The following is a 25,035-nucleotide window of genomic DNA, read 5'->3' as shown; positions in this document are numbered from 1 at the left end:
GCGATGACGGGGGGCGTCCCGTACTCGCCCTGGCTGCGGGCACCGGTCGCCGCCCCCGGGGCGGGGGTCCGGCTCGTGTGCTTCCCGCACGCCGGTGGCGCCGCCAGCTTCTTCCGGGACTGGCCGCAGCGGCTCGGCCCGCGGGCCGAGGTGTACGCGGTCCGCTACCCCGGCCGTGAGGACCGGATCGCCGAACCGCTCGCCCGCACCATGGAGGACCTCACCGTCCCGCTCGCGGACGCCCTCGCGCCGCTGTTCGACCGGCCGGTGGTGTTCTTCGGGCACAGCATGGGCGCATCCGTCGCCTACGAGACGGCGCTGCGCCTGGTCGACCGGGGAGCCGGCACCCCGGCCGGGCTGCTCGTCTCCGGACGCGCCGCGCCGCACCGGCTCACCGCGACCGGCCTCGGCGACCGGGACGACGACGCGCTGATCGCCGATGTGCGCGGGCGGGGCGGGCCGCTGGCCGAGGCACTGGACCACCCCGACCTGCTGGATCTCGTCCTGCCCGCCATCCGGGCCGACTACCGCCTGCTGGACGACTACGCGCCGAGGGCCCGGCTCCGCACCCTCGACACCGCGGTCACCGCCTACTACGGCGAACGCGACCCCCACGTCACCCCGGATTCCGTACGGGCCTGGTCCGGCGTGAGCCCGGACCGGTTCGTCTCGCGCGGGTTCGACGGCGACCACTTCTACCTCGTGCCGCACGCGGCCGCCCTGGCCGGCGACGTGGCCCGCCGACTGACCGCTCCGACACCCCACCCCCACCTGGAAAGGACCCGTCGATGACTGCACCGGCCCCCGTGGTCGAAGCTCGCGGACTCACCAAGCAGTACCGCGGCAAGACCGCCGTGCGGGATCTCAGCTTCACGATCCAGCCCGGCAAAGTCACCGGCTTCCTCGGCCCCAACGGCGCCGGGAAGTCGACCACCATGCGGCTGCTGCTGGGCCTGGACCGGCCCGACAGCGGCACCGCCACCATCGGCGGCAAGCCCTACGCGGAACTGACGAGTCCGCTGCGGACCGTCGGCGCCCTCCTCGAGGCCAAGGCCGTCCACAAGGGGCGCAGCGCCTACAACCACCTGCGATTCCTCGCCCGGACGCAGGGCCTGCCGCTCTCCCGCGTGGACGAGGTCCTGGAGCGGGTCGGGCTCACGGAGGTGCGCAAGGCCCGGGCCGGCGGATTCTCGCTCGGCATGGGGCAGCGTCTGGGCATCGCGGCGGCGTTGCTCGGCGACCCCCGGATCCTGCTGCTGGACGAGCCGGTCAACGGCCTCGACCCGGAGGGCGTGCTGTGGATCCGTAACCTCATGAAGTCCCTGGCCGAGGAGGGCAGGACGGTCTTCGTGTCCAGCCATCTGATGAACGAGATGGCGGTCACGGCCGACCACCTCGTCGTCATCGGCCGGGGCACCCTGCTCGCCGACTGCCCCGTGGCCGAGTTCATCGACGCCAACTCCGCCTCGTCCGTCCTGGTCCGCACGCCGGACGCGGTACGTCTCGGCGACCTGGTCACCGCGGCCGGAGGCCAGGTCACCGCCGGCCCGGACGAGCTCGTGATCACCGGGGCGGACACCGCGCGGATCGCCGGCATCGCGGCGCAGAACCGCATCGTCATCCTCGAACTGACCCCGCAGCGCGCCTCCCTGGAGGAGGCGTTCATGCGCATGACCAGCGAGAGCGTCGAGTACGGCGACGCCACGCCTTTCAGGAGCGCCGCATGACCACCGCCCTTTCCTCCCCCGCACTCCAGCTCCCGGCCCGCAGCGGTGGATTCAGCGGCCTGCTGCGCGCCGAGTGGATCAAGCTGACCTCGGTACGTTCCACGCTGTGGACCCTGGCCCTGATGACGGTCACCGCGATCGGCGTCTCGGCCGTCATCTCCGCGATCACCGCCTCGCAGTGGAAGGACGCGTCGACGGCCGACCGCCAGGGCGTCGTCGACGACCCGGTCGGCACGATCTTCGGGGCCCTGGGCCTGGCCGAACTGGTCATCTGCGTCCTGGGTGTCCTCGTCATCACCAGCGAGTACTCCACCGGGACGATCCGGGCCAGCGTCCTCGCCGTGCCGCGCCGCTCCCCCATGCTGGTCGCCAAGGCGGTCGTCTTCGCGGCGCTGACCCTGGTGGTCGGCGAGATCGCCTCGTTCGCCTCCTTCTTCGCGGGCGCCGCGCTGCTGCAGTCGCACGCTCCGGTCTCGCTGGAGGACCCTGGAGTGCTGCGGGCCGTCGCCGGCACGGGGCTCTTCCTCGCCGCGATGAGCCTGGTCGCGCTCGGGGCGGGGGCACTCATCCGTCACACGGCGGGGGCGATCGCCGGCGTCATCGGCTTCGTGCTGGTGCTCTCGCCGCTCGCCTCCAGCCTGCCCGGGACGGCCGGCGAGCACATCTCCGCATACCTGCCGACCAACGCGGGCCAGCTGATCGTGTTCGCCCACCCGGACCCGGAGGCACTGCTCACCCCGTGGCAGGGCCTGGCGGTGTGCGCCCTGTGGGGCGTGGCGCTGCTCGCCGTCGCCTCCGTACGGCTGAAGCGGCGCGACGTCTGAGCCGGCCGCGGAAGGACGAGGAAAGCCCGGACCTCGGTCCGGGCTTTCCTCTGCGCCGCGCGTCCGCACGCACAGCGGGCGGGAGCGGCGCTGTGCGGGCGGGAGCGGCGCTGTGCGGGCGGACCGCTCCCTCAGGACGTCTCGTCCACGGCATCCTCCAGGAGCCGCTGAATGGCCACCACCCGCGCGGAGACCTCGGCCAGTTCGGCCCGCAGCCCGTCCCGCTCGGCCGCGGCCGCCCTGGCCGCCGCACCCCGGTCCCTGGCACGTTCCGTCGCGAACCAGAAGAGTCCGGCGAGTACCAGGATCGTGCTGCTCAGCATGATCGAGCTCGCAATGACGGCACTCGCGGCGGAATTCACGGTCTCGCCTCCTTGCGGGCACAGGGCCCAATTGTTGGCACGTTGTGGATGTGTTGTCGATGCTATCCATCGGGCCGGAGGCCGAACAGGTAGGAAATCCCTACACTTTCGGACAGGCAAATGGAACGGAAATGCAACTGAGCCGCCCTGCGAACAGGGCGGCTCGAATGACGAAAAGGAGGGGCGGGCAGGAAATCCGGTCAGGCGGCGGGTTCCGTCGCGTACCGGGCCGACGCCTCGACCCAGCGGTCCAGCGTGCCGGCCGCGGCCCCGGAGTCGATGGAATCGGCGGCCCGGACCACCGCGGGAGCGAGCCGCTGCGTCACGGTGCGGCCGCTGGCCGGTTCGGCCGCCGCCAGAGCCGCAGCGGCGGAGAGCAGCACCGCATCACGCACGGGACCCGGCTCCCCCGCCAGCACTCTGCGCGCGACCGCGGCGTTGAACCGCGCGTCCGCGCCACGCAGTGCCTGAACGGGGGCGTACGGAATGCCCACGCCGCGGGGGTCGAAGGTCTCCCGCCGGACGGTGCCCTCCTCGACGCTCAGCACGGTCGACGTGGTGGTGACGGTCAGTTCGTCGAGTCCGTCGTCGCCGCGGAAGACCAGCGCCGTGCAACCGCGCCGGGCCAGCACCCCGGCGATCAGGGGCAGCAGCCGGGCATCGGCGACACCCACGGCCTGGGCCGTCGGGGAGGCCGGGTTGGTCAGCGGGCCGAGGGCGTTGAAGACCGTGGGGATACCGAGTTCGCGGCGCGGACCGGCCGCGTGCCGCATCGCCGGATGAAAGTCCGGGGCGAAGCAGAACGTGATGCCGACCTCCGCGGCGAGTGCGGCCACCCGCTCCGGAGCGAGCCGCAGGGTCACTCCCAGCCGCTCCAGCACATCGGCGGAACCGCACGCGGAACTCGAGGCGCGGTTCCCGTGCTTGACCACGCGTACCCCGGCCCCTGCCACGACGAGCGCGGACATGGTCGAGATGTTGACGGTCCGGGCCCCGTCGCCGCCGGTGCCGACGACGTCGACACACCGCCCCGGCACCTCGATGCGCACCGCGTGGGCGAGCATGCCGCTGACGAGCCCTTCCAGCTCGTTGACGGTCTCCCCCTTGGCGCGCAGGGCGACCAGAAGGCCGGCGATCTGAACAGCGGATGCCTCGCCCCGCATGACTCGGTCCATCATCCAGGACGCGTCGTCGCCCGACAGGTCACGCCCGTTCATGGTGGCGTGGAGCAACTGCGGCCAGGTGGGGCGTCGGCTGGGCCGAGGGGTAGCGACGATCACCGTTTCTCCCTGTGGAATATCGGCGGGCCGGGCGCTGCGGGTCAGTTCCAGTCCTCGTTGCCCGGCGCGGAGGTCAGCGGGGTCGCGGGGGCCGGCTCCGTCGTCGCACCGGCGACCGAGGTCCTCGCGGAGCTGTCGGCCACATCCGTGCCGAGCTGTACGGCGGTCAGCAGGGCGGCCGCCCCGATGAGTGAGGCGGCGGTGCGCTTGATGCGGGAACCCCAGATGCGCTGCATGTCGTTTCCTCTCCCGTGAACTCCGCTGAGCTGCGGCTTTCTTCGACGGGATGAACGTTATGAAGGCACAGCTTCGGCTCGGTATTGTCCCGGCTTCGATGCCCGGGCCGGACGATAACCCCTATGTCAGACGGATGACCGCCCGCTCAGGGAGACTCCACCCGCCCCGCGTCGCCCTGGTCGAGGCGCTCCAGACTCCGGTGCGCGCGCTCCTGCCAGCGCGGCGCACCGACCTGACTGAACAACGCCTCGGCGGCCCTCAGACAGTCCCGGGCCTCCTGGGACCGGCCACCGCGCCGGGCCGCCTCGCCGAGAGCGAGACCGATCATGCCCTCCACGAGGGGGCTGTCGACGCGCTGGGCGATGTCCAGCGCGTCGAGCAGGGTGATCTCCGCGAGCTGGGACGAGCCGGCACCGAACCTGGTCTCGCCGAGGCCGAGCAGGGCGTAGGCCAGGCCGACCATGTCGGACTTCTCCTTGACGATCAGCACCACCCGCCCGAACGCCTCCTCCGCGGGGCCCCACTGCTCCAGAGCCAGATGCGCACGGGCCACCCGGTAGGTGGACTGGGCGAGGTTGCGCTCTCCGCCCTCTCCGATGCTCTCGGACACCCGTACCGCTTCCAGCCCCAGCTCCAGGGCGACGTCCGGCCGGTCGCGTTCGAGTTCCAACTGCGCCATGCCGCTGAAGCCGTACGCCTCCGACGAGAGGTCGCCGTGCGTCCGGAAGACGGGCAGTGCCTGCTCGAGGCGCTCCATGGCGGCTGTGACGTCACCGCGGATGCGGTCGATGACCGCCAGGCTCTGCAGCACCAGGGCCCGGCCGAGCTGCTGCCCCACCGCCGCGTACAGATCCAGTGCGGCCAGGAGGTGTTTCTCGGCGTCGTCCAGCTTGCGCAGCCGCAGTTCGGCCGCACCCAGGCTGTGGGACATGGTCGCCCGGCCCCGCACGTCTCCGGCGGTGCGGGCGGCTTCGAGGGCCTGCTCGGCACAGGTCCGCCAGTCGTCGATGTAGTTGCGCGTCTCGAAGAGCACCGTCATGGAGAGCGTCAGGTCCCAGGCCAGGTCCGTCATGCCCATCCGCGCCGCCTGGCCGATCGCCGCGACCAGTGGGAGGCGCTCGGCCTCGTACCACTCCAGGGGCAACGAGAGCAGCGACTCCAGCAGCGCCGGGTCGGTGGGTCTGCGCGGGACGTCGCTGTGCACGATGCTGAAGTGGCCGCCGTACTCCCGCCGGTGGGCCTCCTCGGCGATGGTGAGGCAGGTGCGGAAGACCCGCTCGCAGGCGGCCACCCGGTCAGCCTCCCGCTCCTCGTCCTGAGCACGCTCCCGTGCGTACAGGCGCAGCAGGCTCTGGAAGCGGTAGCGGAGCTGTCCGGTGGCATCGATGCCGATGACTTCGAGGAACTGGGCGTCGACGAGCTGCTCTATCAGCCGTTCCGCCTCCAGCACGTCGATGTCCAACAGCGCCGCGCCCACCCAGGCGGTGAAGTCCGGCGCGTCCAGCAGCCCGATCCTCCGGTACAGCCTGGCCGCCTCCGGGGACAGATACCGGTAGCTGAGGGCGAACCCGGCCCGCACCTGGGACTCCCCCTGACTCAGTTCGTCGAGTCGCCGGCGCTCGTCACTGAGCCGCGCCACCAGATGGCGGACGGTCCAGTGCGGCTTGGACGCGAGGCGTGCGGCGGCGATCCGCAGGGCGAGCGGCAGCCGGTCGCAGAGCTCGGTGAGACGTACGGCGTCGGTGTGCATCGCGGCGACCTTGCCGGTGCCCACGACATGACCGAGGAGCTGAAGCGCCTCCGCCTCGGACAGCGCTCCGAGATGCACCCGCGCCTGTTGCCGCGAGGTCACCAGCTGCTCCAGCTGCTCCCGGCTGGTGATGAGCACGCAGCACTTGCCGCTCCCGGGCAGCAGCGGCCGGATCTGCGCCAGTGTGCGTACGTTGTCGAGCACGATCAGGACGCTGCGGCTCGCCAGCACGCTGCGGTAGAGCGAGACCCGTTCCTCCAGGCCCGCCGGGACCTGCTGGCTGGGCACGCCCAGTGAGCGAAGGAGCCTGCCGAGCACTTCGGTCGCCGCGGTGGCTTCGTAGTGTTCGTCGTAGGCGCGCAGGTCGGCGAAGAGCCGGCCGTCGGGGAACCGGTCGGCGACCCGATGGGCCCAGCGCATCGCCAGACCTGTCTTGCCGACTCCGGCGACCCCGGTGATCAGTCCGACCGGGGTGACGTTCTCCTCCCCGGTGCCGGTCATCAATGTGTCCAGCGCCTGCAGTTCGGCCACACGGCCCGCGAACCCGGGGACGTCCGGGGGCAGTTCCGACGGGGTGATGACCACGTCCTCCGGCTCGGCCGGCCGCTCCCGCGGCAGAACGGACGGCTCGGCGGCCACGGCCGCCAGGGACGGGTCGTCGGCCAGGATCGCGTCGTGCAGCTCCTGGAGGTCGGGCCCGGGTTCGAGGCCGAGCTCGTCGATGAAGTGCCGCCGGGCGTCGCGGAAGGTCTCCAGCGCCTCCGCACGACGTCCCGAGCGGTACCGCGCGAGCATCAGGTGGTGCCGGGTCCGTTCACGCAAGGGGTGTTCGCGTACGACGGCGGCCAGTTCCGGAACCAGTTCCTGATGGCGTCCGAGCTCCAGCTGCACCAGCGTGCTGTCGTCGAAGACGTTGAGCCGGAGCTCCTCCAGACGGCCGGCCTCGTCCTCGACGAGCTGGCCCGTCACCCCGGTGAGCGCGGGCCCGCGCCACAGTCCGAGCGCCTTCGCGTAGGCGTGCGCGGAGTCGGCGGTCCGCCCTTCTCCGGCGGCCCGTTCGGCCTCCTGTACAAGGCGGCCGAATTCCACCGCGTCGATGTCGTGTCCGGTGGTGTTCAGCTGGTAGCCGGGGTGCGCGGTGGCGATGATCTCCTCGTCGACGCCCTGGCCCCTGAACGTCTTGCGCAGCGCCGCGATACAGATCGCGATCTGCGTGCGCGCGGTCGCCGGTGGTCTGCCGTGCCAGACCACGTCCACCATCGTGTCGACGGATACGACGCGGTCCGGACTGAGAAGTAACAGCGCGAGAATGGTGCGCTGACGTGCTCCGCCGACCGGAACCCTGCTCCCCCCGTCCGTGACCGCCAGTGGCCCCAGGATCCCGAAATGCAGCCGTTCCCCCACAATTCCCCCTGCCGTATGTCCCGCCCCCGAGGACATGCGGAGATCACGTTACCCAACCAGGCGTTCGATGGGGGAGTGGGAAAGGCCTCGGACGGCTTTCACAGGATCGCGCCGGGCCTCTCCGGGCCACTGCTCGCGGGCACGCGGCGTACCACCACCACCTCGGCGGTGTGTCCGGGGGGAACGGCCACCTGGTCCACGGTCCGGGCCCCGGTGACCCCCGGGCCCGCCGCGCACCCGCCGCGGATCAGCGCGCGTCCGGCCGCCGTCCTGCGCGCCGTCCTGAGGGCGGCCGCCCTCGCGGCCCGGTCACCGTCCCCGGCGAGCGGGGCGGCACCCACGCCCACCGTCGTCGCGGACAGCGCGTAGACGACGAGATCGCCGGAACGGTCCCAGGAGAACCGAACCGGCCCGGCACCCTCACCCGCCGCCACGCAGTCGTGCGGACGCGCGCACAGCGGACAGGCGCCGTCCAGGACGGCGATCCCGCCCGGCCGGCAGCCCAGGTGGGCGGCGGCGAGCAACCGCAGCCCACCGCGGACGACGGCGAACCGGCGTCGTGCCGCGCCCGGTCCGAGCCCCCGGTACACCCCGTATTCCGCCGCTGCGAGCGCCGCGGCACCGGCGGCCTCGGCCGCCGGGCCCTGTTCCGAAAGCAGCAAGGTCCACACCCGCACCCCCTCGGCCGGGCGGCGGACGCACCCGGGGGGCGCGGCGAGGTCGAGCACGGACGCGGGAAGCCGGCCGTCGGCCCCCTCCCCTTCGGGCCATGGCGGCCTCATCGGGAGGGGCGACGGCCGGCTCGCCCTCATCCGCTCCGGCGTCCAGCGGTACGGAGGTCCGTCGGCGGGCTCGTCACCCATGGCCCGGTCCGTCCCGCATCGGTCTCCCTCCGTCCTTCCCCACCGTACGACTCCCCCTTCCCCATCCGGGCCTTCAGGGCTTCAGCGACGCCAGGACTTCAGGGCCGCGCCGCGGCTATCTGCTCCACCAGGTTCGCGAAGCCGGCGGTACGGTCGTCGAACTGCGGGGAGATCGCCGTACCGCCCGCGATGCCCTGACTGGTCAGCCCCGCGATGTATCCGGAGCCGGTGGCCGGGTCGTAGTCGAGCATCCACGGACCGCCGCTCGCTCCGCCCGTGATGTTCGGGCAGTCGGTGTGCCACAGGTTCTCGGGCGGTGGTACGGGCAGGATGAGGTCCTCGCAGAGCTCCTGGTGCTGCCCGTCGAAGGGCGTACCGGAGTATCCGATGAGGGTGATGGGCTCACCGGTGCGGACGTCGTCCTTGGTGACCAGGGTCTGGCCGCCGACCGCCGCTCCGAGCCGCTGGCCCCTGCTGTTGTTCTCGGTGATCACCATGCCGTAGTCGTGCTCGGGGTCGGACTCGGACCCGCTGGACCACAGGGAGTCGGTGGCGACGTTCCACGCCTCGAAGAGTCCGTAGCCCGCCGGGCCGTTGTGGTAGGCGGGCACGAAGACGACGTTCTTCATCCAGCCGCCGCCCGGGCCCTCGTGCAGACAGTGCGCCGCGGTCAGGACCAGTGTCTGCGACGCCGTGTCGACGGCCGTGCCGGTGCAGTGGGAGGGCGTCCCGTCCGGGTGGTTGAACAGCAGATAGCCGACGGTCTCGGACAGTGCCTCCTCCGCCACGGCCCGCGCCGCCGGCGTCTTCGCCGCGGTACGGGCCGCTGCCACGCCCCCGGGCTCGTTCCCGATCGCCTCCCGCATCCGCTCGGGCGTCCAGTAGGCCCGGAGGGCTGCCCGCTGCGCATCCCTGCCCGGGCCGGCTCCGGGGACGTCGATCCGCGCCCGGGTGAGCGCCATCAGGCCGTCGTCGGCTGCCTGTGCCTGCGGGACCGCCAGCAGGGAGGCGAGCACCGCGCCCAGGGCGACGAGCAGTCCCCCTCTCCTGCGTCGGTTCCTGGCCGGGTGCCTTCTCTCCTCGTGCGGCCCGTTACTGCTCCGTTCGGACATGGAAGAGTCCTTTTCCCTAGTAGGCCTGGCGCACGCAGAGCGCTGCGTGCGTCAAGCGACGCTAGGGAAGCGCGACTTCGGACTCCTATCGTCCGGGCTTCGGTCCGCGTCACGGCGATGACGGCGTCCGGGCCCGTCGGCGGCGCGGGCGGGAACTGGAAGTCACCGGCGCCCGCGCCTGGCCTCCCGCACCCGGCGCAGGCGGTTCACCGTCACCGGGTCCGCCTCCAGGGCGCGCCGGTCGTCCAGCAGGGCGTTCAGCAGCTGGTAGTAGCGGGTCGGGGAGATGCCGAGCTGCTCCCGGATCGCCCGCTCCTTCGCTCCCGGCCCCGCCCACGACTGCCGCTCGACCGCCAGGACCGCGCGGTCCCGGTCGGAGAGACCGGCGGGAGGGGCGGGCTCGTCGGGGCCGTTCGGGGGGAGGGCGGTCATATCAGCCAATATATTGCGCCGCCCACGCCCCGTGGGCCCCTGCTCGACGGTCCGCGGACCGCCGGCCGCAGGCCGCTACTCCGCGGTCTCCGCCGCCGTGGCCTCCTGCGCGATGTGCTGGAGCACGCTCTCCGGGTTGGCGCCCGGCTCGACCGCCTTGCCGATGTTCTCCTTGATCGACTCGCTGGCCTGGGCCCAGGACGTCTTGCCGACCGGGTAGAACTCCGCGCTGGACAGCGTTGCCAGGAACTTCCGCAGCGGCTTGAACTGCGGGTCGCTCTCCATCGACGCCGAGGCGGAGTCGGTGACCGGCAGAAGGTCGTACTTGTCGGCGAACTCGATCACGTTCTTGTCGCTGAACATGAAGTCGAAGAACTTGCCCATCTCGATCCGGTGGCCGTTCTGCTTGAACCCCATGATCCAGTCGGCGACGCCCATCGACCCCTCGGTGGGGCCCTCGGCGCCGGGCAGCGGCACCATGCCGACGTCCACGCCCTGCTTCTGGGCCTCCTCCATCAGGGTCGGGTGGCCGTTGAGCATGCCGACGTCACCCTTGGTGAACGCCTCGAAGGCCTTGGCCCGGTTGAGCTTGCCGGGGGCGACGGGTCCGACGAGCCCCTTGTCGACGAGATTCGACTTCAGCCAGTCGAAGGTGTGGACGTTGTCGACCGAGTCGATGTCGTACGAGCCGACGTCGTCGGTGTAGCCACCGCCGCCGCTGAGCAGCCACATCAGGGTCTCGGCCTGGGACTCCTCCTGGCCGAGCGGCAGTGCGAACGGGTACTTCACCCCGCGCTGCTTGAGCGCCGAGGCGTCGGAGGCTATGTCGTCCCAGGTCTTCGGGGCCTTGAGCCCGGCCCCGGAGAAGAGGTCCTTGTTGTAGAAGAGCAGCCGGGTGCTGGCCACGAACGGCAGCCCGTACTGGATGCGGCTGACCCGTCCGGCGTCCGCGAGCTTCGGCAGGAAGTTGGCCTGGGTCGGGATGCTGAGCATCTGGTCGGCGGAGTAGAGCTTGCCGGCCTTGGCGTAGTCCGCGTACGCGCCGATCTGCGCGATGTCCGGGGCGTTCCCGGCCTTCACCATCTCGGCGACCTTGCGGTCGACGTCCGTCCACGGGTAGACGGTCACGTCCACCTTGATCCCGGGGTGGGACGCCTCGAAGCTCCGGGCGACCTCGTCCCAGTACGTCTGGGACTTGTTGGCCTCGCCGGTGCCGTAATCGGCCGCGACCAGTTTGAGCGTGACGTCGCCCGAGCCGCCGGCACCGCCGCCGCAGCCCGCCAGTGTGGCCGTCATTCCCAGTGCGGCGACAGCCGCCATCAGTCCCAAGTAACGCCGCTGCACAGCTCAGTCCGTCCTCGTTGATTACGTCACCCGTGGCACCCATGTCCGCATGGGCCCTCCGGGTGAGCTGCGATTTTGCACCACTCGCGACAGGAGGTCTACACCACCCGCAGCACCGCAGCATCGCACGCGGCCCGGAGCGGCTGCCAAGGAGGTCTCGGCCAGGCAGGACTTGGCCCCTCCCCCATTGGTCCATACCTCCGTCTCCGCCCAGCCGGGCACGTCCGCACGCACCCCGGTGTCCCGTGTGCGGGCCGCGACCGGCTCCCGCTTTTGTATGGATGCGCAACAAACCGCGATAGTGGACTAGACCTTTTGCGTTCGCCGGGCGAAACTGTTTCCCGTGAAACACGTCATCGCCCTCGATGTGGGCGGCACCGGAATGAAGGCCGCACTGGTCGGGGCCGACGGCACCCTGCTGTACGAGGCGCGGCGCGCGACCGGCAGAGAGCGGGGCCCCGACGCCGTCGTGGAGTCGGTCCTCGACTTCGCGGCGGACCTGCGCGCGTACGGCCAGGAGCACTTCGGCGCGAGCGCCCTCGCGGCCGGCGTCGCGGTGCCCGGCATCGTCGACGCAGGGAACGGGATCGCCGTCTACGCGGCGAACCTGGGCTGGCGCGACGTACCGATGCGCCGACTGCTCGGCGAACGGCTCGGCGGCGTCCCCGTGGCCCTAGGCCACGACGTCAGAACCGGCGGGCTCGCCGAGGGCAGGATCGGCGCGGGCAAGGGCGCCGACCGCTTCCTCTTCGTACCGCTGGGCACCGGGATCGCCGGAGCCATCGGCATCGCCGGAGCCATCGAGGCGGGCGCCCACGGCTACGCGGGCGAGATCGGCCACATCGTGATCCGGCCGGACGGCCCGGACTGCCCCTGCGGCCAGCGCGGCTGCCTGGAGACGCTGGCCTCCGCGGGCGCCGTCGGCCGGGCGTGGGCCGCCGCCTCCGGCGACCCGAAGGCCGATGCCGCAGACTGCGCCAAGGCCGTCGAATCGGGCGACCCCCGGGCCGTCGAGGTCTGGCGCGACGCCGTCGACGCGCTCGCCGCGGGACTCGTCACCGCACTCACCCTGCTCGACCCCCGCACCCTCATCATCGGTGGCGGTCTCGCCGAGGCCGGGGAAACCTTGTTCACACCACTCCGTGCGGCCGTCGAGGAACGCGTCACGTTCCAGAAGCTGCCCCACATCGCCCCGGCGGCCCTCGGGGACACCGCCGGATGCCTGGGCGCAGGGCTGCTCGCCTGGGATCTTCTCTCCACGGAGGTATCCGCCTGATGGCCGGACGCGCAGACAGCACCGTTCTCTCAGGGGCCCGGGTGGTACTCCCCACCGGCACCGTCGAGAACGGCCGGGTGATCGTCGAAGGCACCCGCATCGCCGGAAGTACGGCGGAGGGCGCCCCGGCCATCGACCTGTCCGGCCACTGGATCGTTCCCGGCTTCGTGGACATGCACAACCACGGCGGCGGCGGCGCGTCCTTCACCTCCGGCACCGTGGACGAGGTCCTCACCGGCGTCCGCACGCACCGCGAGCACGGCACCACCACCCTGGTCGCCTCCACCGTCACCGGCGAGATGCACTTCCTCGCCGAACGCGCCGGCATCCTCTCCGAACTGGTCGAACAGGGCGACCTGGCCGGCATTCACTTCGAGGGCCCCTTCATCTCCCCCTGCCGCAAGGGCGCCCACAGCGAGGACCTGCTGCGCCATCCGGACCCGGCCGAGGTCCGCAAGCTGATGGACGCGGCGCGCGGCACCGCGAAGATGTTCACGCTCGCCACCGAACTGCCCGGCGGCATCGACTCCGTACGGCTGCTCGCCGAGCACGGCGTCATCGCCGCGATCGGGCACACGGACGCCACGTACGAGCAGACCGTCGAGGCGATCGACGCCGGCGCCACCGTCGCCACGCACCTGTACAACGCGATGCCGGCGCTCGGCCACCGCGCACCCGGCCCCATCGCCGCCCTCCTGGAGGACGAGCGGATCACCGTCGAGCTCATCAACGACGGCACACATCTGCACCCGGCCGCCCTGGAGCTCGCCTATCACCACGCGGGCGCGCACCGCGTCGCGCTGATCACCGACGCCATGGACGCGGCCGGTTTCGGCGACGGCCGCTACCAGCTCGGCCCGCTCGCCGTCGACGTCGAGGACGGTGTCGCCCGGCTCGTCGAGGGCGGCTCCATCGCGGGCTCCACCCTCACCCTGGACACCGCGTTCCACCGCGCCGTCACCATCGACCGGATCCCGGTCGGCGACGTGGTGCAGTCCATCTCCGCCAACCCGGCCCGGCTCCTCGGCGTGTACGACCGGGTCGGATCGCTGGAGCCCGGCAAGGACGCCGACCTCGTCGTCCTGGACGAGGACTTCCGGCTCACGGGCGTCATGCGCAAGGGCGAGTGGATCGTCCGGCCGCCGCAGACCCGCTGACATCCCTATGTCCCTCGCTCTCCGCTGTGCGCTCCGCCTCGCCCTCCGCGTAACGAAGAGACGGCGGTTGATCCCGACGTCTGGGCCGACCGCCGTCTCTTTGGCATGATCGCGAAGGAAACCAGCAGGGAAAGCGCGTTCTGAACAGAGATCCGCGCTCGACGGACCGGGAGGAGCCGAGGGTGATCCTCACGGTCACGCTGAACACGGCACTCGACCTGACGTACGACGTGCCGGCGCTCGTCCCGCACACCAGCCACCGCGTCACCGACCTTTCCGAGCGCCCCGGCGGCAAGGGCGTCAACGTCGCCCGGGTCCTCGCCGCCCTCGGCCACGACGCCGTCGTCACCGGCTTCGCCGGAGGCACCACCGGCGCCGTCCTGCGCGAACGGCTCGCCGCGCTGCCCTCCGGCCCCGCGACCGTCACCGACGCACTCGTCCCCGTGGCCGGCGAGACCCGCCGCACCCTGGCCGTCGTCGACCGCGCCACCGGGGACACCACCCAGTTCAACGAACCCGGACCCCACGTCACCGCCGACGAGTGGGCCGCCTTCCTCGGCTCGTACGGGGAACTGCTCGGCGCCGCCGACGCCGTCGCCCTGTGCGGCAGCCTGCCACCCGGCATCCACGTCGGCGCGTACGCCGAACTGGTCCGCCTCGCCCGCACCGCCGGCGTCCCCGCCCTCCTGGACACCAGCGGCGAACCGCTGCGCCGGGGCATCGCCGCCCGCCCCGACCTGATCAAGCCGAACGCCGACGAGCTCGCCCGGCTCACCGGCGCCCGCGAACCCCTGCGCGGCGCCCGGGACGCCCGCCGCCGCGGGGCCCACGGGGTCATCGCCTCGCTGGGGCCCGACGGCATGCTGGCGGTCACCCCCGAGGGCACCTGGCAGGCGTCCCCGCCCGCGCCCGTGAAGGGAAATCCGACCGGGGCCGGCGACTCCGCGGTGGCCGGGCTGCTGTCCGGACTCGTGGAGGGCCTGGACTGGCCGGACCGGCTGCGACGGGCGGTGGCCCTGTCGACGGCGACCGTGCTCTCGCCGACGGCCGGTGACTTCGACCGTGCGGCGTACGAGGAGCTGCTGCCGCGCGTCGCCATCGAGGAACACACAGACGCGGCCTGAACGCCGCGCCCCACCGCGGCCCGTGCGCCGGGCCCGAGGAAGCCACAGAGGTACGCATGCCGCTCGTCAGCACCGGTGAACTCGTTACCGCCGCCCAGGCCCGTGGACGCGGGATCGCTGCCTTCAACGTCATCACGCTGGAGCACGCCGAGGCGATCGCCGCCGGCGCCGAGCGCGCCGGGGCCCCCGCCATCCTCCAGATCTCCGAGAACGCCGTGAAGTTCCACGGCGGCCGGCTCGCCCCCGTCGCCGCCGCGGCGGCAGCCGTGGCCCGCACCTCCGGCGCCCCGCTCGCCCTGCACCTCGACCATGTCGAGTCCGTGGAACTGCTCCACCAGGCCCACGACGAGGGCTTCGGCTCGGTGATGTTCGACGCCTCGAAACTGGGTTACGAGGAGAACGTGCGGGCCACCGCAGCGGCGGTCGTCTGGGGGCACGAGCGCGGCATCTGGATCGAGGCCGAGCTCGGCAAGGTCGGCGGCAAGGAGGGCGAGGCACCCCTCGACGCCCACGCCCCCGGCGTCCGCACCGACCCGGCCGAGGCCGCCGCGTACGTCCGCGCCACCGGCGTCGACGCCCTGGCCGTCGCCGTCGGCTCCTCGCACGCCATGACCGAGCGCACCGCCGCCCTGGACCACGAGCTGATCGGCCGGCTGCGCGACGCCGTCCCCGTCCCGCTGGTGCTGCACGGCTCCAGCGGCGTCCCCGACGAGGAGATCCGCCGGGCCGTCGCGGCCTCCGGAATGGTCAAGATCAACGTCGGTACGGCGCTGAACACCGCGTTCACCGGAGCCGTGCGCGCGCACCTGACCGCGCACGCCACGGGGGTGGACCCGCGCAAGTACATCGCGCCCGGCCGCGAGGCGATGGCCGCGACGGTGGCCGGCTTCCTGAGCCTGATGGGCTGACGCCTGAGAGCTGACGGCCCGATGACTGACGTCCTGATGGCCTGATAAACGGATCGGCCCCCTCGCCACAAGAAGGGCGAAGGGGCCGGAACGCGTACGGGCGGGGCGGATCAGCGCCCCTGGTGACCGGCCTTCAGCGACAGCTGGTCCAGATTGGCGTCACACTGGTCGCCCTCGTTGCAGGAGATCATCAGGGTGTTCGGCCCCTTGGTGAGGTTGACGTAGGCGTACGTCGTCGTCCACCCCTTCTCCAGATCGCCCTCGGGGGCGTGGGCGAAGTTCGTCATGTTGATGGAGCGCGGGGCCTCGGCGTTCACCGTGAGGGACGTCTTGGCGTCCTTGCCGGGCACGCCGTACGTCACGAACAGCGTGTACTCGCCGGCCTCCGGCACCTCGACGGACCAGGTCGCGGACCTGCCCACGGCGTTGAGGTTGATGTACTGCCCGTTGTTGCTCTTGGCGCCCTTGACGGTGTTGTCGAGGCCCGCGTCGCCGCCGAGCTTCAGCGACGCCGCGTCCTGCTTCGGCAGCTCCACGGGGGGCTCGGAGCTCGCCGACTGCTCCGGCGTCGGCGACTGCTCGACCTGACCGGCCGGGCCGGAGGAGGACGTGGCCTCGGCCTTCTTCTTGTCCTTGTCGTCGTCGTCCGTCATCAGCGCGACACCGATGCCGATGAGCACGACCGCGACCACCGCGACCGCCGCGATCAGCAGGCCCTTGGTGTTCGGACCGCCCCGGCCGGGGTCGCCGCCGCTGCCGCGGCCGCCCTGGTGCGGCACCTGCGCGGTGGGTCCACCGGGGTACGTCTCCGGGGCCGCGTACTGCGCGTTCGGCTGGCCGTACGGCGCGCGCTGCTGACCGTAGGGCGCCTGGGGCTGCCCGTACGCCTGCTGCGGCGGCACCTGGCCGTACTGGCGCTCACCGACGGTCCGCACCTGGTTGTACGAGGTCCGGGGCACGCCGGGCTGCGCAGCGGGACCCGGGTAGCCGTAGCCGCCCTGTCCCGGCGGCTGCGCGCCGGCTGCCTGCCCGTCCTCGTAGAGGTAGCCGAACGGATCGTCGTCCTCGGGTGTGCTCGCGCCGTTGTTCCCGGCCATCCCTGGGTCACTCCTCACCATGTCGCCAGCCGTCGCCGAATATCGCCAGCCGTCGCCGACCGGCCGAGCCTACCCCGAACGGAGCACGCCAAGAATTGCCGGAAGCGAGGACGCTCCGCGCCGCGCGCCCCCGGAACCACGGAGCGGCGAACGTCAGCCGGCTCGGCGGTGAACCTTGGACCGGGACCGCTTCTCGACGTACATCCGCTGGTCGGCGGAGCGCAGCACCTCTTCGGCGGTCATTCCGCAGGCGGCCCAGCCGATGCCGAAACTCGCCCCGACCCGCACCGCCCTGCCGTCGACCCGAATGGGCGGAATAATGGCGTTACGCAGGCGTACGGCCAGGTCCGCGGCGTCCGCGGCCCCCAGACCGTCCGCGAGAACGACGAATTCGTCACCCCCGAGCCGGGCGACGGTGTCCCCGTCCCGGACGCATGTGGTGAGCCGCCGGGCGACCTCGATGAGAACCGCGTCACCCGTGTGGTGGCCGAAGCGGTCGTTGATCGACTTGAAGCCGTCCAGGTCGCAGAAGAGGACCGCGAGCCCCTTCGAGCCGTCGTCCTTCACCGTGTCCGGTGCGACGGAATGCACATGGTGGTCGTACGGCCCGACGCCCCGGCCGGCGTCGAAGCCCTCGGCGGGGTAGCCGTGCATCCGGGCCTCGTCCACATCGCCGTACGCCGCGTCCAGCGCCTGCACGTCGGTGGACGCCACCGCGTGCGGGCGCTCGCACAGCCGGGCACTGAGCCGGGCCCGCAGCTCCGCGCTGTTGGGCAGCCCGGTCAGGGCGTCGTGCGAGGCGCGGTGCGCGAGGTTCAGCTCGTGTCGCTTGCGCTCCTCTATGTCCTCGACGTGCGTAAGGAGGAAGCGCGGCCCGTCCGCGGTGTCCGCGACAACGGAGTTGCGCAGCGAGACCCACAGATAGGTGCCGTCCCGGCGGCCCAGCCTCAGCTCGGCCCGGCCGCCCTCGGCGGAGGTGCGCAGCAGGGTGCCGATGTCCTCGGGGTGGACCAGATCGGCGAAGGAGTAGCGGCGCAGGACCGAGGCGGGACGGCCCAGGAGCCGGCACAGGGCGTCGTTGGTGCGCAGCAGCCTGCCGTGCTGGTCGCCGCCCATTTCGGCGATGGCCATGCCACTGGGGGCGTACTCGAAGGCCTGGCGGAAGGATTCCTCGCTGGCCCGCAGCGCCTGCTGTTCCCGCTCCAGGCGGACCAGGGCGCGCTGCATGTTTGCTCGGAGTCTGGCGTTGCTGATCGCAATGGCCGACTGGGAGGCGTACATCTGGAGCGCCTCACGGCCCCAGGCGCCTGGCCGGCGGCCGTTGCGGGGGCGGTCGACGGATATGACGCCGAGGAGGTCGCTGCCGCCGCCCGAGGCGTACATCGGGGCGTAGAGCCGGTCCTGCGGGTGCCACTCGTCCTCGAAGCGGGGCTCGGGTCCCTCGGTGTGCCACTGCGGGACGTCGTCGTCGAGGAGGACCCAGCCGTCGGTGTGGGGTATGAAGCGGAGCTCGTCCCATATCTCGCCCATGGCCAGCCGGCGCTCCCAGGAGTTGCGGGAGCCGACGCGGCCGGTGATGAGGGCCTCGGCGGCGCTGTTGCCGGCGAAGGCGGCGACGACGAGATCACCGTCGGGGCGGACGAGGTTGACGCAGGCAAGCTCGTAGCCGAGACCGGCGACTATCCCGTCGGCGACGGTCTGCAGGGTGTCGGCCAGGCTCCGCGCCGTGTTGAGATCGGCCACGGCCTGGTGCAGCTGCCGCATCGTCGCAAGACGGACGTACGGCTCCGACTCGGCCTCCATCGCTCGCACTCCCCGAGACCTCGACAGCACTCCAGATTTCATATCGACGTACTTGACGTACTGACTGCAGTGTCACGGCCACTGAATCACAGTGAGCTGTGCACCCGGTACACAGGGTCAACAAATACTGCACTCTGTGACTCAAGTCACAACAGGTGATGAAGGGTCAGAAGCGCAAACCTTGAGCGGTCCGTCCTTTTCTTGAACGCAAAACGCAAATCCCCGCCGCCACCGGCCACCGGGCCGGCGGTCCTAGGACCCGGCTGGTCCCTTGGCCCGATGCGGGGGATCACCGTACGCGGCTAGCGTTCCGGGTGTGTTGCAGACGAAGCCCCCCACCCCGCGTACCGAAGCCGTCCCCCATGCCGCCGTCCCTCATGCTGAGGGGGTGAGCAATGACGAGTTCCGCGGCGCCCTCGCCCGGCTGGCAGCCGGAGTGGTCCTGATCACCGCGCAGGAGCCCCCGCTCGACGAGCACGGACGCGGCGAGGACGTGGGGATGACGGCGACCGCCTTCATGTCGGTCTCGCTCGACCCGCCGCTGGTCATGGTGAGCCTGCGCAACGACTCCCGGATGGACGACCTGCTGGCGGAGCAGCCGCTGTGGGCCGTCTCCGTACTGTCGGAGAGCCAGCGCCACATCGCGGGACGGTTCGCCATGAAGGGCCGGATCAGCGACCGCCTGCTCTTCGAGGACATCCCGTACGTACGGGGAGAGGTCACCGGCGCGCCCCTGGTCGGCGGGGCGCTGGCGTCGCTGGAGTGCCGCACGGAGCAGCGGATCACGGCGGGTGACCACACGCTGGTGATCGGCCGGGTGCTCGGCGCGCAGCTCCCGAGCGGGGACGCCGGCCCGCTGACGTACTTCCGCGGGCGCTACCGGCAGCTGGGCTGAGTACAGCTCGCTCGACGGCGGTACGGGGGCGGCGAGCGAGTGACTACGCGCCTACCAGTCGCGGCCGGAGCGGCCGCGCTTGGTGTCGCCGCGCTGCTTCTTCTCCCGCAGCCTGCGTTCGTTGATCCCGCGCGGGATCTTGCGCTTCACGCGCGCCTTGGGCGGCGGCGCCGTGGCCTCGGCCAGCAGGGCCGTGAGCCGCACGGCGGCCGTCTCCCGGTTGCGCCACTGCGAGCGGTGCTCCGAGGAGCGGACCGACACCACGCCGTTGACCAGCCGGTTCGCCAGCCGTTCCAGCGCGCGCTCCTTCCACACCTCGGGCAGCGACTCGGTCGCCGCGAGGTCGAAGCGCAGCTCCACCTGGGAGTCGCTGGTGTTGACGTGCTGCCCGCCGGGCCCGGAGGACCGCGAGAAACGCCACATGAGCTCGGCCTCCGGCAGGGAGACCGCACCGCGGATGACATAGGGCCCGGACATGACACCCATGTTCCCCGGCCCACGGGGGGTTCGTCACCTCCTTTTGGCGTCCGCCTTCCTCCGTCTGCCCGCAGCCCGTCATCAGTTCGGTAAAGAAAGTAAAGGCGGAAGGAACCTCGCGGGGCCCTGCCTGCGTTATGCACTGTGACGGTAGCTTCGTGATGGCACGAAGCCCGCACATGACTGACGAAAGGGACTTCCCATGGCAGTAAGCCTGTCCAAGGGCGGCAACGTCTCCCTCACCAAGGAGGCCCCCGGCCTCACCGCCGTCACGGTCGGCCTGGGCTGGGACGTCCGTACCACCACCGGTACCGACTTCGACCTCGACGCCTCGGCGATCGCGGTCAACACGGCGGGGAAGGTCTTCTCCGACGCGCACTTCGTCTTCTTCAACAACAAGGCGACGCCGGACCAGACCATCGTGCACACCGGTGACAACGTCACGGGTGAGGGCGAGGGCGACGACGAGCAGATCAACGTCAACCTGGCGGGCCTGCCGGCCGACATCGACAAGATCGTCTTCCCGGTGTCGATCTACGACGCCGAGACCCGCAGCCAGAACTTCGGCCAGGTGCGCAACGCCTACATCCGCATCCTCAACCAGGCCGGCGGCGCCGAGATCGCGCGCTACGACCTGAGCGAGGACGCCGCCACCGAGACCGCCATGGTCTTCGGCGAGCTGTACCGCAACGGTGCGGAGTGGAAGTTCCGCGCCGTGGGCCAGGGTTACGCCTCCGGCCTGCGCGGCATCGCGCAGGACTTCGGCGTCAACCTCTGACGCTCGACACATCCGCCTCACGGGAGCCCCCGGCCGAACGTCCTGCGGCCGGGGGCTCCCGCGTGCCCGCGTGCCGACTCGAGGCTGTCGCCTCGCGGCGCGGATGAACACCGCGCCCCGGTACGGATGACCGCATAGCGAACATCGAGCCACTCCCTCAGGACAAGATCCGGTCAAGACTTTGACGGATCACTGTCAAGTTGGAGCCGGCCGGTGCCATTCTCTCCGGAACCTCGCTCACCTCGTGTGCGCCAAGTGAAGGAGACCGCGTGAGAATCGCTCTGCGTACCGCTGCCATCGCCGCGTCCGCCGCCATGGTCGTCGTCGGAGTACAGACCGGTTCGGCAGGTGCGGCACCGGACCGTGCGGCGGGCGCCACCGCCCTGCCGCTCAGCGCCTCCCAGCGCGCGACGGCCATCAAGGAGGCCCAGGCCGGGGCCGCTTCCGTCGCCGCCGAGATCAAGCTGGGCGGCAAGGAGAAGCTCGTCGTCCGCGATGTGGTCAAGGACGCCGACGGAACGGTCCACACCCGCTACGAACGCACCTACGACGGACTGCCCGTCCTCGGCGGCGACCTGGTCACCCACGCCGCGAAGAACGGATCCCTCAAGGGGGTCACCCGGGCCACGGAAGCGAAGATATCCGTCGCGACCACGACGCCCGCGACAGCCGCACCGAGCGCGGGATCCGGGGCCCGGAAGGTCATCTGGGCCGGCACCGGCAAGCCCGCCCTCGCGTACGAGACGGTCGTCACCGGCACCCAGCACGACGGAACCCCGAGCGAACGCCACGTCATCACCGATGCCGGCAACGGCAAGGAGCTCTACTCCTACGAGGCCATCGACACCGGATCGGGCACCAGCCAGTACAGCGGCACCGTCACGCTCGGCACGTCCGGATCCGGGTCCTCCTACAGCCTGACCGACGCCGCCCGCGGCGGGCACAACACGTACGACCTGAACGGCGGCTCCAACGGCACCGGCACGCTCTTCACCGACGCCGACGACCTCTGGGGCAACGGCCTCGCGACCAACCGTCAGACCGCCGCCGTGGACGCCCACTACGGCGCCGCCATGACCTGGGACTTCTACAAGAACGAGCTGGGCCGCAACGGCATCGCCGGCGACGGCAAGGCCGCCTACTCCCGGGTCCACTACGGGAACGCGTACGTCAACGCGTTCTGGTCGGACAGCTGCTTCTGCATGACGTACGGCGACGGCTCCGGCAACCTCAAGCCCCTCACCTCGCTGGACGTCGCCGGTCACGAGATGAGCCACGGACTGACCGCGTCCACCGCCGGCCTGAAGTACAGCCGGGAATCGGGCGGCCTGAACGAGGCGACCAGCGACATGTTCGGCACCGCGGTCGAGTTCTACGCCGCGAACAGCAGCGACACCGGTGACTACCTCATCGGCGAGAAGATCGACATCAACGGCAACGGCACCCCGCTGCGCTACATGGACAAGCCCAGCAAGGACGGCAACTCGGCCGACTCCTGGTCGAAGACCGTCGGCCGCCTCGACGTCCACTACTCGTCCGGGCCCGCCAACCACTTCTTCTACCTGCTGTCCGAGGGCAGCGGTACGAGGACCATCAACGGCGTCACGTACAACTCGCCCACGTCCAACGGTTCCACCGTCACGGGGATCGGCCGGGACAAGGCAGTCCAGATCTGGTACAAGGCGCTCACCACATACATGACCTCGTCCACCGACTACGCCGCGGCACGCACCGCGACCCTCCAGGCGGCCGCCGACCTGTACGGGGCGACCAGTACCGAGCGCACGGCCGTCGCCGCCGCCTGGTCCGGGATCAACGTCAACTAGGACCTTCGGTCCGCGGGCGCCGCACACCCTCCGCGCCACGGAGTGGTGTGCGGCGCCCCGGCGCCGTCACAGGCGGGCCGGTCGCTTCCGCCTCTGCCCGCTGACACAGGGGCGGGCCGGTCGCTTCCACGCCCGGTCAGTCGTCCGCGGCCGGTCGGCCGCTGCCGTGCAGCCAGTCCTTCCACAGCTCCGACAGGTCCTCCCCCGTCTCCTCCTCCACGTACGCGGTGAAGTCCGCCGTCGAGGCATTGCCGTGCCGGTGGGCCTTCGTCCAGCCCGCGAGGAGCGCGAAGAACGCCTCGTCGTCGTCGACCACCTCACGGATCTTGTGGATGACCATGGCACCGCGCCCGTACACGGGCGACTCCGAGATGTCCGCGGCGGTCGGCGGATCGGCCGGCGGGAACGCCCAGTTGTCCTCGTCCTCGTACGCCTCGTCGAACGACTCCTGTGCCGGGGTGTCCTCCTTCTCCTCCGCCCACAGCCACTCCGCGTACGTGGCCATGCCCTCGTTGAGCCACATGTCGCGCCAGGTCGCGGGCGTCACCGAGTCGCCGAACCACTGGTGCGCCATCTCGTGGACCAGCAGGTCCACGCTCGGCGGCCCGGGGAAGAACGGCCGGTTCTGCGTCTCCAGCGCGTACCCGGCGTCGCCCTTGCGGTCGATGATCGCGCCCGTCGCGGAGAACGGGTACGGACCGAAGTGCTCCGCCTCCCACGCCACCACCTCGGGGACCCGGGCCAGCGTCCGCGCGCTCGCCTTCGCCGACTCCGGATCCACGGCGGTGAACACCGTGATGCCGCCCGCCATCGTCGAGGTCTTCGTCGTGAACCGGCCGACGGCCAGCGTCGCGAGGTAGCTCGCCATCGGCTCGGCGGTGTGCCAGCGGTAGGTGGTGCGCTCCCCCGCCGTCGTCGGCGGTCCGGCCGGCACCCCGTTCGAGACCGCCGTCAGCCCCTTGGGGACGGTCACCTCCAGGTCGTACGCGGCCTTGTCACGCGGGTGGTGATTGCCCGGGAACCAGGCCATCGAGCCGGTCGGCTCACCGAGAGCGAGCGCGCCGTCGTCGGTGGGCAGCCAGCCCTCCTCGGACTCGTCGGCATCGGTGAGGGTCTTCGGGGATCCCGAGTAGCGCACGACGGTACGGAACGTCTCGCCCTTGTGGAGCCGGTCCTCGACCTTCGCGTCCGTACGCAGCGTCAGCTCGTTGCCCGCCCGGTTGACGGCGGCCGGGCGCCCCTCCACGGTCGCCGAGTCCACGGTCATACCGGCGAGGTCGAGGTTGAACGAACTCAGGTCCTGGGTGGCCCGCGCGGTGATCACCGCGGTCCCGCGCAGCGTCTGCTCGTCCGGGTCGACGTCGAGCGTGAGGTCGTAGTGCGTCACGTCGTAGCCGCCGTTGCCGAGCTTGGGAAAGTACGGATCGCGGACCCCGGAGGCCCCCGGAGTGCCCTCCACCGCGCCCGTCCCCGCGGTGCAGGCCGGCGCGAGGACGGCGAGGGCCAGCAGCAGCGCGGCGGCCCCGGCCGTCCTGCGGGGGGCGCGTGCGGTGCCGGGGGCCGCGCCGCGTGCCGTGTCGTGTACCGGGGCTCGATGATCCACACAGGTGATCCTATGTGCGGAATGTCGGAGTCCGGGGGACTCCCGGGGCAGGGTCCGGTGCCCAGTGAGGTGGCGACTGTGCGGGACGGCTACTTGGCGAGTGCGGCGACGCCGGCCCGGGCGAACTTCTCGTCGAGGTCGCCGCTGGGTGCGCCGGCCACGCCGATGCCCGCCACCGGAGCGCCCTTGACCTGCACCGGGGCGCCGCCCGCGAGGAACAGGGTGCCGGGGATGTCCTTCAGGTTCGGGGCCTGGGCGAGCCGCCCGGCCAGCTCGGAGGTCGGGGCGTTCCAGGACACGGCGGTGTACGCCTTCTTCTCGGCCGACTCGTACGCCTGCGGGCCCGAGCCGTCGCCGCGCAGCGTCAGGATGGTGTTGCCGTTGCGGTCGACGACCGAGACGGCGACGCGCTGGTTCTCCTTCTCCGCCGCGTCGAGGGCGGCCTGCGCGGCCTTCGTGGCGGCGTCCACGGTCAGGTGCGTGGACTGCTGGAGGTTGCCGTTCGCGGTGTCCGCCCTGACGGTGGTGGAGGGCGCGGCGGCCGGGGCGGAGGCGCTCGCCGACATGGCGCCGAAGGTACCGGCCCCGAGGGCGGCAGCGGCGACGGCACCGGTCAGGACTCGGGTGCGCAGCGACATCTTCTTCATGGTGGGCTCCTCAGCGAGGTGATGGGTGGCTTCTGCGTTCTGTGTTCCATCCTTGGGCCGGTTCCGGGGCCGCACGGTCGTCGTACCGGCTCGACGCCGCCCGCCGGAC

At 71.5% G+C, this 25,035-nt stretch carries 23 protein-coding genes; 10 read left to right on the top strand and 13 right to left on the bottom strand.

Going from position 1 to position 25,035, the window contains the following annotated elements:
• Positions 1-3: 3 nt before the first annotated feature.
• Genes ABTX18_RS29005 through ABTX18_RS28995 form a run of 3 tightly spaced genes read left to right on the top strand, consistent with a single transcriptional unit; the run spans position 4 to position 2,551 of the window.
• Positions 4-792 (top strand): thioesterase II family protein, encoded by a 789-nt coding sequence (locus tag ABTX18_RS29005; RefSeq protein ID WP_352125864.1) that lies wholly within the window; start codon positions 4-6, stop codon positions 790-792.
• Positions 793-806: 14 nt separating this feature from the next.
• Positions 807-1,727 carry an ABC transporter ATP-binding protein gene (locus tag ABTX18_RS29000; protein ID WP_352125863.1) on the top strand — a complete coding sequence of 307 codons (921 nt, stop codon included), beginning with the start codon at positions 807-809 and terminating at the stop codon, positions 1,725-1,727.
• Entirely contained in the window at positions 1,724-2,551 is an 828-nt protein-coding gene (locus ABTX18_RS28995) for an ABC-2 transporter permease family protein (protein WP_352125729.1), read from the top strand. Before ABTX18_RS29000 ends, ABTX18_RS28995 begins: the two co-directional genes overlap by 4 nt.
• Positions 2,552-2,682: 131 nt before the next feature.
• Here ABTX18_RS28995 and ABTX18_RS28990 read toward each other — a convergent pair whose 3' ends face one another.
• The 8 genes from ABTX18_RS28990 to ABTX18_RS28955 form a co-directional block, all read right to left on the bottom strand.
• Entirely contained in the window at positions 2,683-2,913 is a 231-nt protein-coding gene (locus tag ABTX18_RS28990) for a hypothetical protein (RefSeq protein WP_352125728.1), read from the bottom strand.
• Between the two features lie 200 nt (positions 2,914-3,113).
• Positions 3,114-4,193: an anthranilate phosphoribosyltransferase gene (gene trpD, locus ABTX18_RS28985; protein ID WP_352125727.1), complete on the bottom strand. Its 1,080-nt coding sequence runs from the start codon at positions 4,191-4,193 to the stop codon at positions 3,114-3,116.
• A 41-nt stretch (positions 4,194-4,234) separates the two neighbouring features.
• Positions 4,235-4,429 carry a hypothetical protein gene (locus tag ABTX18_RS28980; protein ID WP_352125726.1) on the bottom strand — a complete coding sequence of 65 codons (195 nt, stop codon included), beginning with the start codon at positions 4,427-4,429 and terminating at the stop codon, positions 4,235-4,237.
• A 146-nt stretch (positions 4,430-4,575) separates the two neighbouring features.
• On the bottom strand, positions 4,576-7,620 hold the full coding sequence (locus ABTX18_RS28975) for an AfsR/SARP family transcriptional regulator (protein WP_352125725.1): 3,045 nt from the start codon (positions 7,618-7,620) through the stop codon (positions 4,576-4,578).
• A 62-nt stretch (positions 7,621-7,682) separates the two neighbouring features.
• Positions 7,683-8,447, bottom strand: a complete 765-nt coding sequence (locus ABTX18_RS28970) for a 4'-phosphopantetheinyl transferase family protein (protein WP_352125724.1) — start codon at positions 8,445-8,447, stop codon at positions 7,683-7,685.
• 98 nt (positions 8,448-8,545) lie between these two features.
• Entirely contained in the window at positions 8,546-9,559 is a 1,014-nt protein-coding gene (locus ABTX18_RS28965; protein ID WP_352125723.1) for a trypsin-like serine peptidase, read from the bottom strand.
• A gap of 162 nt (positions 9,560-9,721) precedes the next feature.
• Entirely contained in the window at positions 9,722-9,991 is a 270-nt protein-coding gene (locus ABTX18_RS28960; protein WP_352125722.1) for a DUF3263 domain-containing protein, read from the bottom strand.
• A 75-nt stretch (positions 9,992-10,066) separates the two neighbouring features.
• On the bottom strand, positions 10,067-11,311 hold the full coding sequence (locus ABTX18_RS28955) for an extracellular solute-binding protein (RefSeq protein WP_352125721.1): 1,245 nt from the start codon (positions 11,309-11,311) through the stop codon (positions 10,067-10,069).
• Positions 11,312-11,678: 367 nt separating this feature from the next.
• Here ABTX18_RS28955 and ABTX18_RS28950 point away from each other — a divergent pair, with 367 nt between their 5' ends.
• From ABTX18_RS28950 to ABTX18_RS28935, 4 genes are all read left to right on the top strand, one after another.
• Positions 11,679-12,611, top strand: a complete 933-nt coding sequence (locus tag ABTX18_RS28950; protein WP_352125720.1) for an ROK family protein — start codon at positions 11,679-11,681, stop codon at positions 12,609-12,611.
• Positions 12,611-13,768: an N-acetylglucosamine-6-phosphate deacetylase gene (gene nagA / locus ABTX18_RS28945; protein ID WP_352125719.1), complete on the top strand. Its 1,158-nt coding sequence runs from the start codon at positions 12,611-12,613 to the stop codon at positions 13,766-13,768. Before ABTX18_RS28950 ends, nagA begins: the two co-directional genes overlap by 1 nt.
• Before the next feature lie 182 nt (positions 13,769-13,950).
• A complete protein-coding gene (locus tag ABTX18_RS28940) occupies positions 13,951-14,892 on the top strand; it encodes a 1-phosphofructokinase family hexose kinase (RefSeq protein WP_352125718.1) in 942 nt (313 codons plus the stop codon).
• A gap of 56 nt (positions 14,893-14,948) precedes the next feature.
• On the top strand, positions 14,949-15,800 hold the full coding sequence (locus ABTX18_RS28935) for a class II fructose-bisphosphate aldolase (protein WP_352125717.1): 852 nt from the start codon (positions 14,949-14,951) through the stop codon (positions 15,798-15,800).
• A gap of 110 nt (positions 15,801-15,910) precedes the next feature.
• Here the strand turns inward: ABTX18_RS28935 and ABTX18_RS28930 are convergent, their stop codons facing one another.
• Both ABTX18_RS28930 and cdgB read right to left on the bottom strand, forming a co-directional pair.
• Entirely contained in the window at positions 15,911-16,897 is a 987-nt protein-coding gene (locus tag ABTX18_RS28930) for a carbohydrate-binding protein (RefSeq protein WP_352125716.1), read from the bottom strand.
• A 153-nt stretch (positions 16,898-17,050) separates the two neighbouring features.
• Entirely contained in the window at positions 17,051-18,700 is a 1,650-nt protein-coding gene (gene cdgB / locus ABTX18_RS28925) for a diguanylate cyclase CdgB (RefSeq protein WP_352125715.1), read from the bottom strand.
• Positions 18,701-19,016: 316 nt separating this feature from the next.
• Between cdgB and ABTX18_RS28920 the strand changes: the two genes are divergently transcribed.
• Positions 19,017-19,595 (top strand): flavin reductase family protein, encoded by a 579-nt coding sequence (locus ABTX18_RS28920; protein ID WP_352125714.1) that lies wholly within the window; start codon positions 19,017-19,019, stop codon positions 19,593-19,595.
• Between the two features lie 51 nt (positions 19,596-19,646).
• On the opposite strand, the gene arfB is transcribed toward ABTX18_RS28920, so the two are convergent.
• Positions 19,647-20,081 carry an alternative ribosome rescue aminoacyl-tRNA hydrolase ArfB gene (arfB, locus tag ABTX18_RS28915; protein WP_136329760.1) on the bottom strand — a complete coding sequence of 145 codons (435 nt, stop codon included), beginning with the start codon at positions 20,079-20,081 and terminating at the stop codon, positions 19,647-19,649.
• Between the two features lie 193 nt (positions 20,082-20,274).
• Between arfB and ABTX18_RS28910 the strand changes: the two genes are divergently transcribed.
• On the top strand, positions 20,275-20,850 hold the full coding sequence (locus ABTX18_RS28910; protein WP_350994479.1) for a TerD family protein: 576 nt from the start codon (positions 20,275-20,277) through the stop codon (positions 20,848-20,850).
• A gap of 314 nt (positions 20,851-21,164) precedes the next feature.
• The gene (locus tag ABTX18_RS28905; protein WP_352125862.1) at positions 21,165-22,676 is read left to right on the top strand and encodes a M4 family metallopeptidase; all 1,512 of its coding nucleotides are present in this window, start codon (positions 21,165-21,167) and stop codon (positions 22,674-22,676) included.
• A gap of 136 nt (positions 22,677-22,812) precedes the next feature.
• Here the strand turns inward: ABTX18_RS28905 and ABTX18_RS28900 are convergent, their stop codons facing one another.
• Positions 22,813-24,279, bottom strand: coding sequence for a M1 family metallopeptidase (locus ABTX18_RS28900; RefSeq protein ID WP_503061226.1), 1,467 nt, complete (start codon positions 24,277-24,279; stop codon positions 22,813-22,815).
• 89 nt (positions 24,280-24,368) lie between these two features.
• A complete protein-coding gene (locus ABTX18_RS28895) occupies positions 24,369-24,926 on the bottom strand; it encodes a GlcG/HbpS family heme-binding protein (protein ID WP_352125713.1) in 558 nt (185 codons plus the stop codon).
• Positions 24,927-25,035 lie beyond the last annotated feature (109 nt).

The organism is Streptomyces sp. NPDC096323, assembly GCF_040302845.1.
GTDB lineage: Bacteria > Actinomycetota > Actinomycetes > Streptomycetales > Streptomycetaceae > Streptomyces.
The sequence above is the reverse complement of the archived record's forward strand: the minus strand, read 5'-3'. Positions and strand labels throughout refer to the sequence as shown.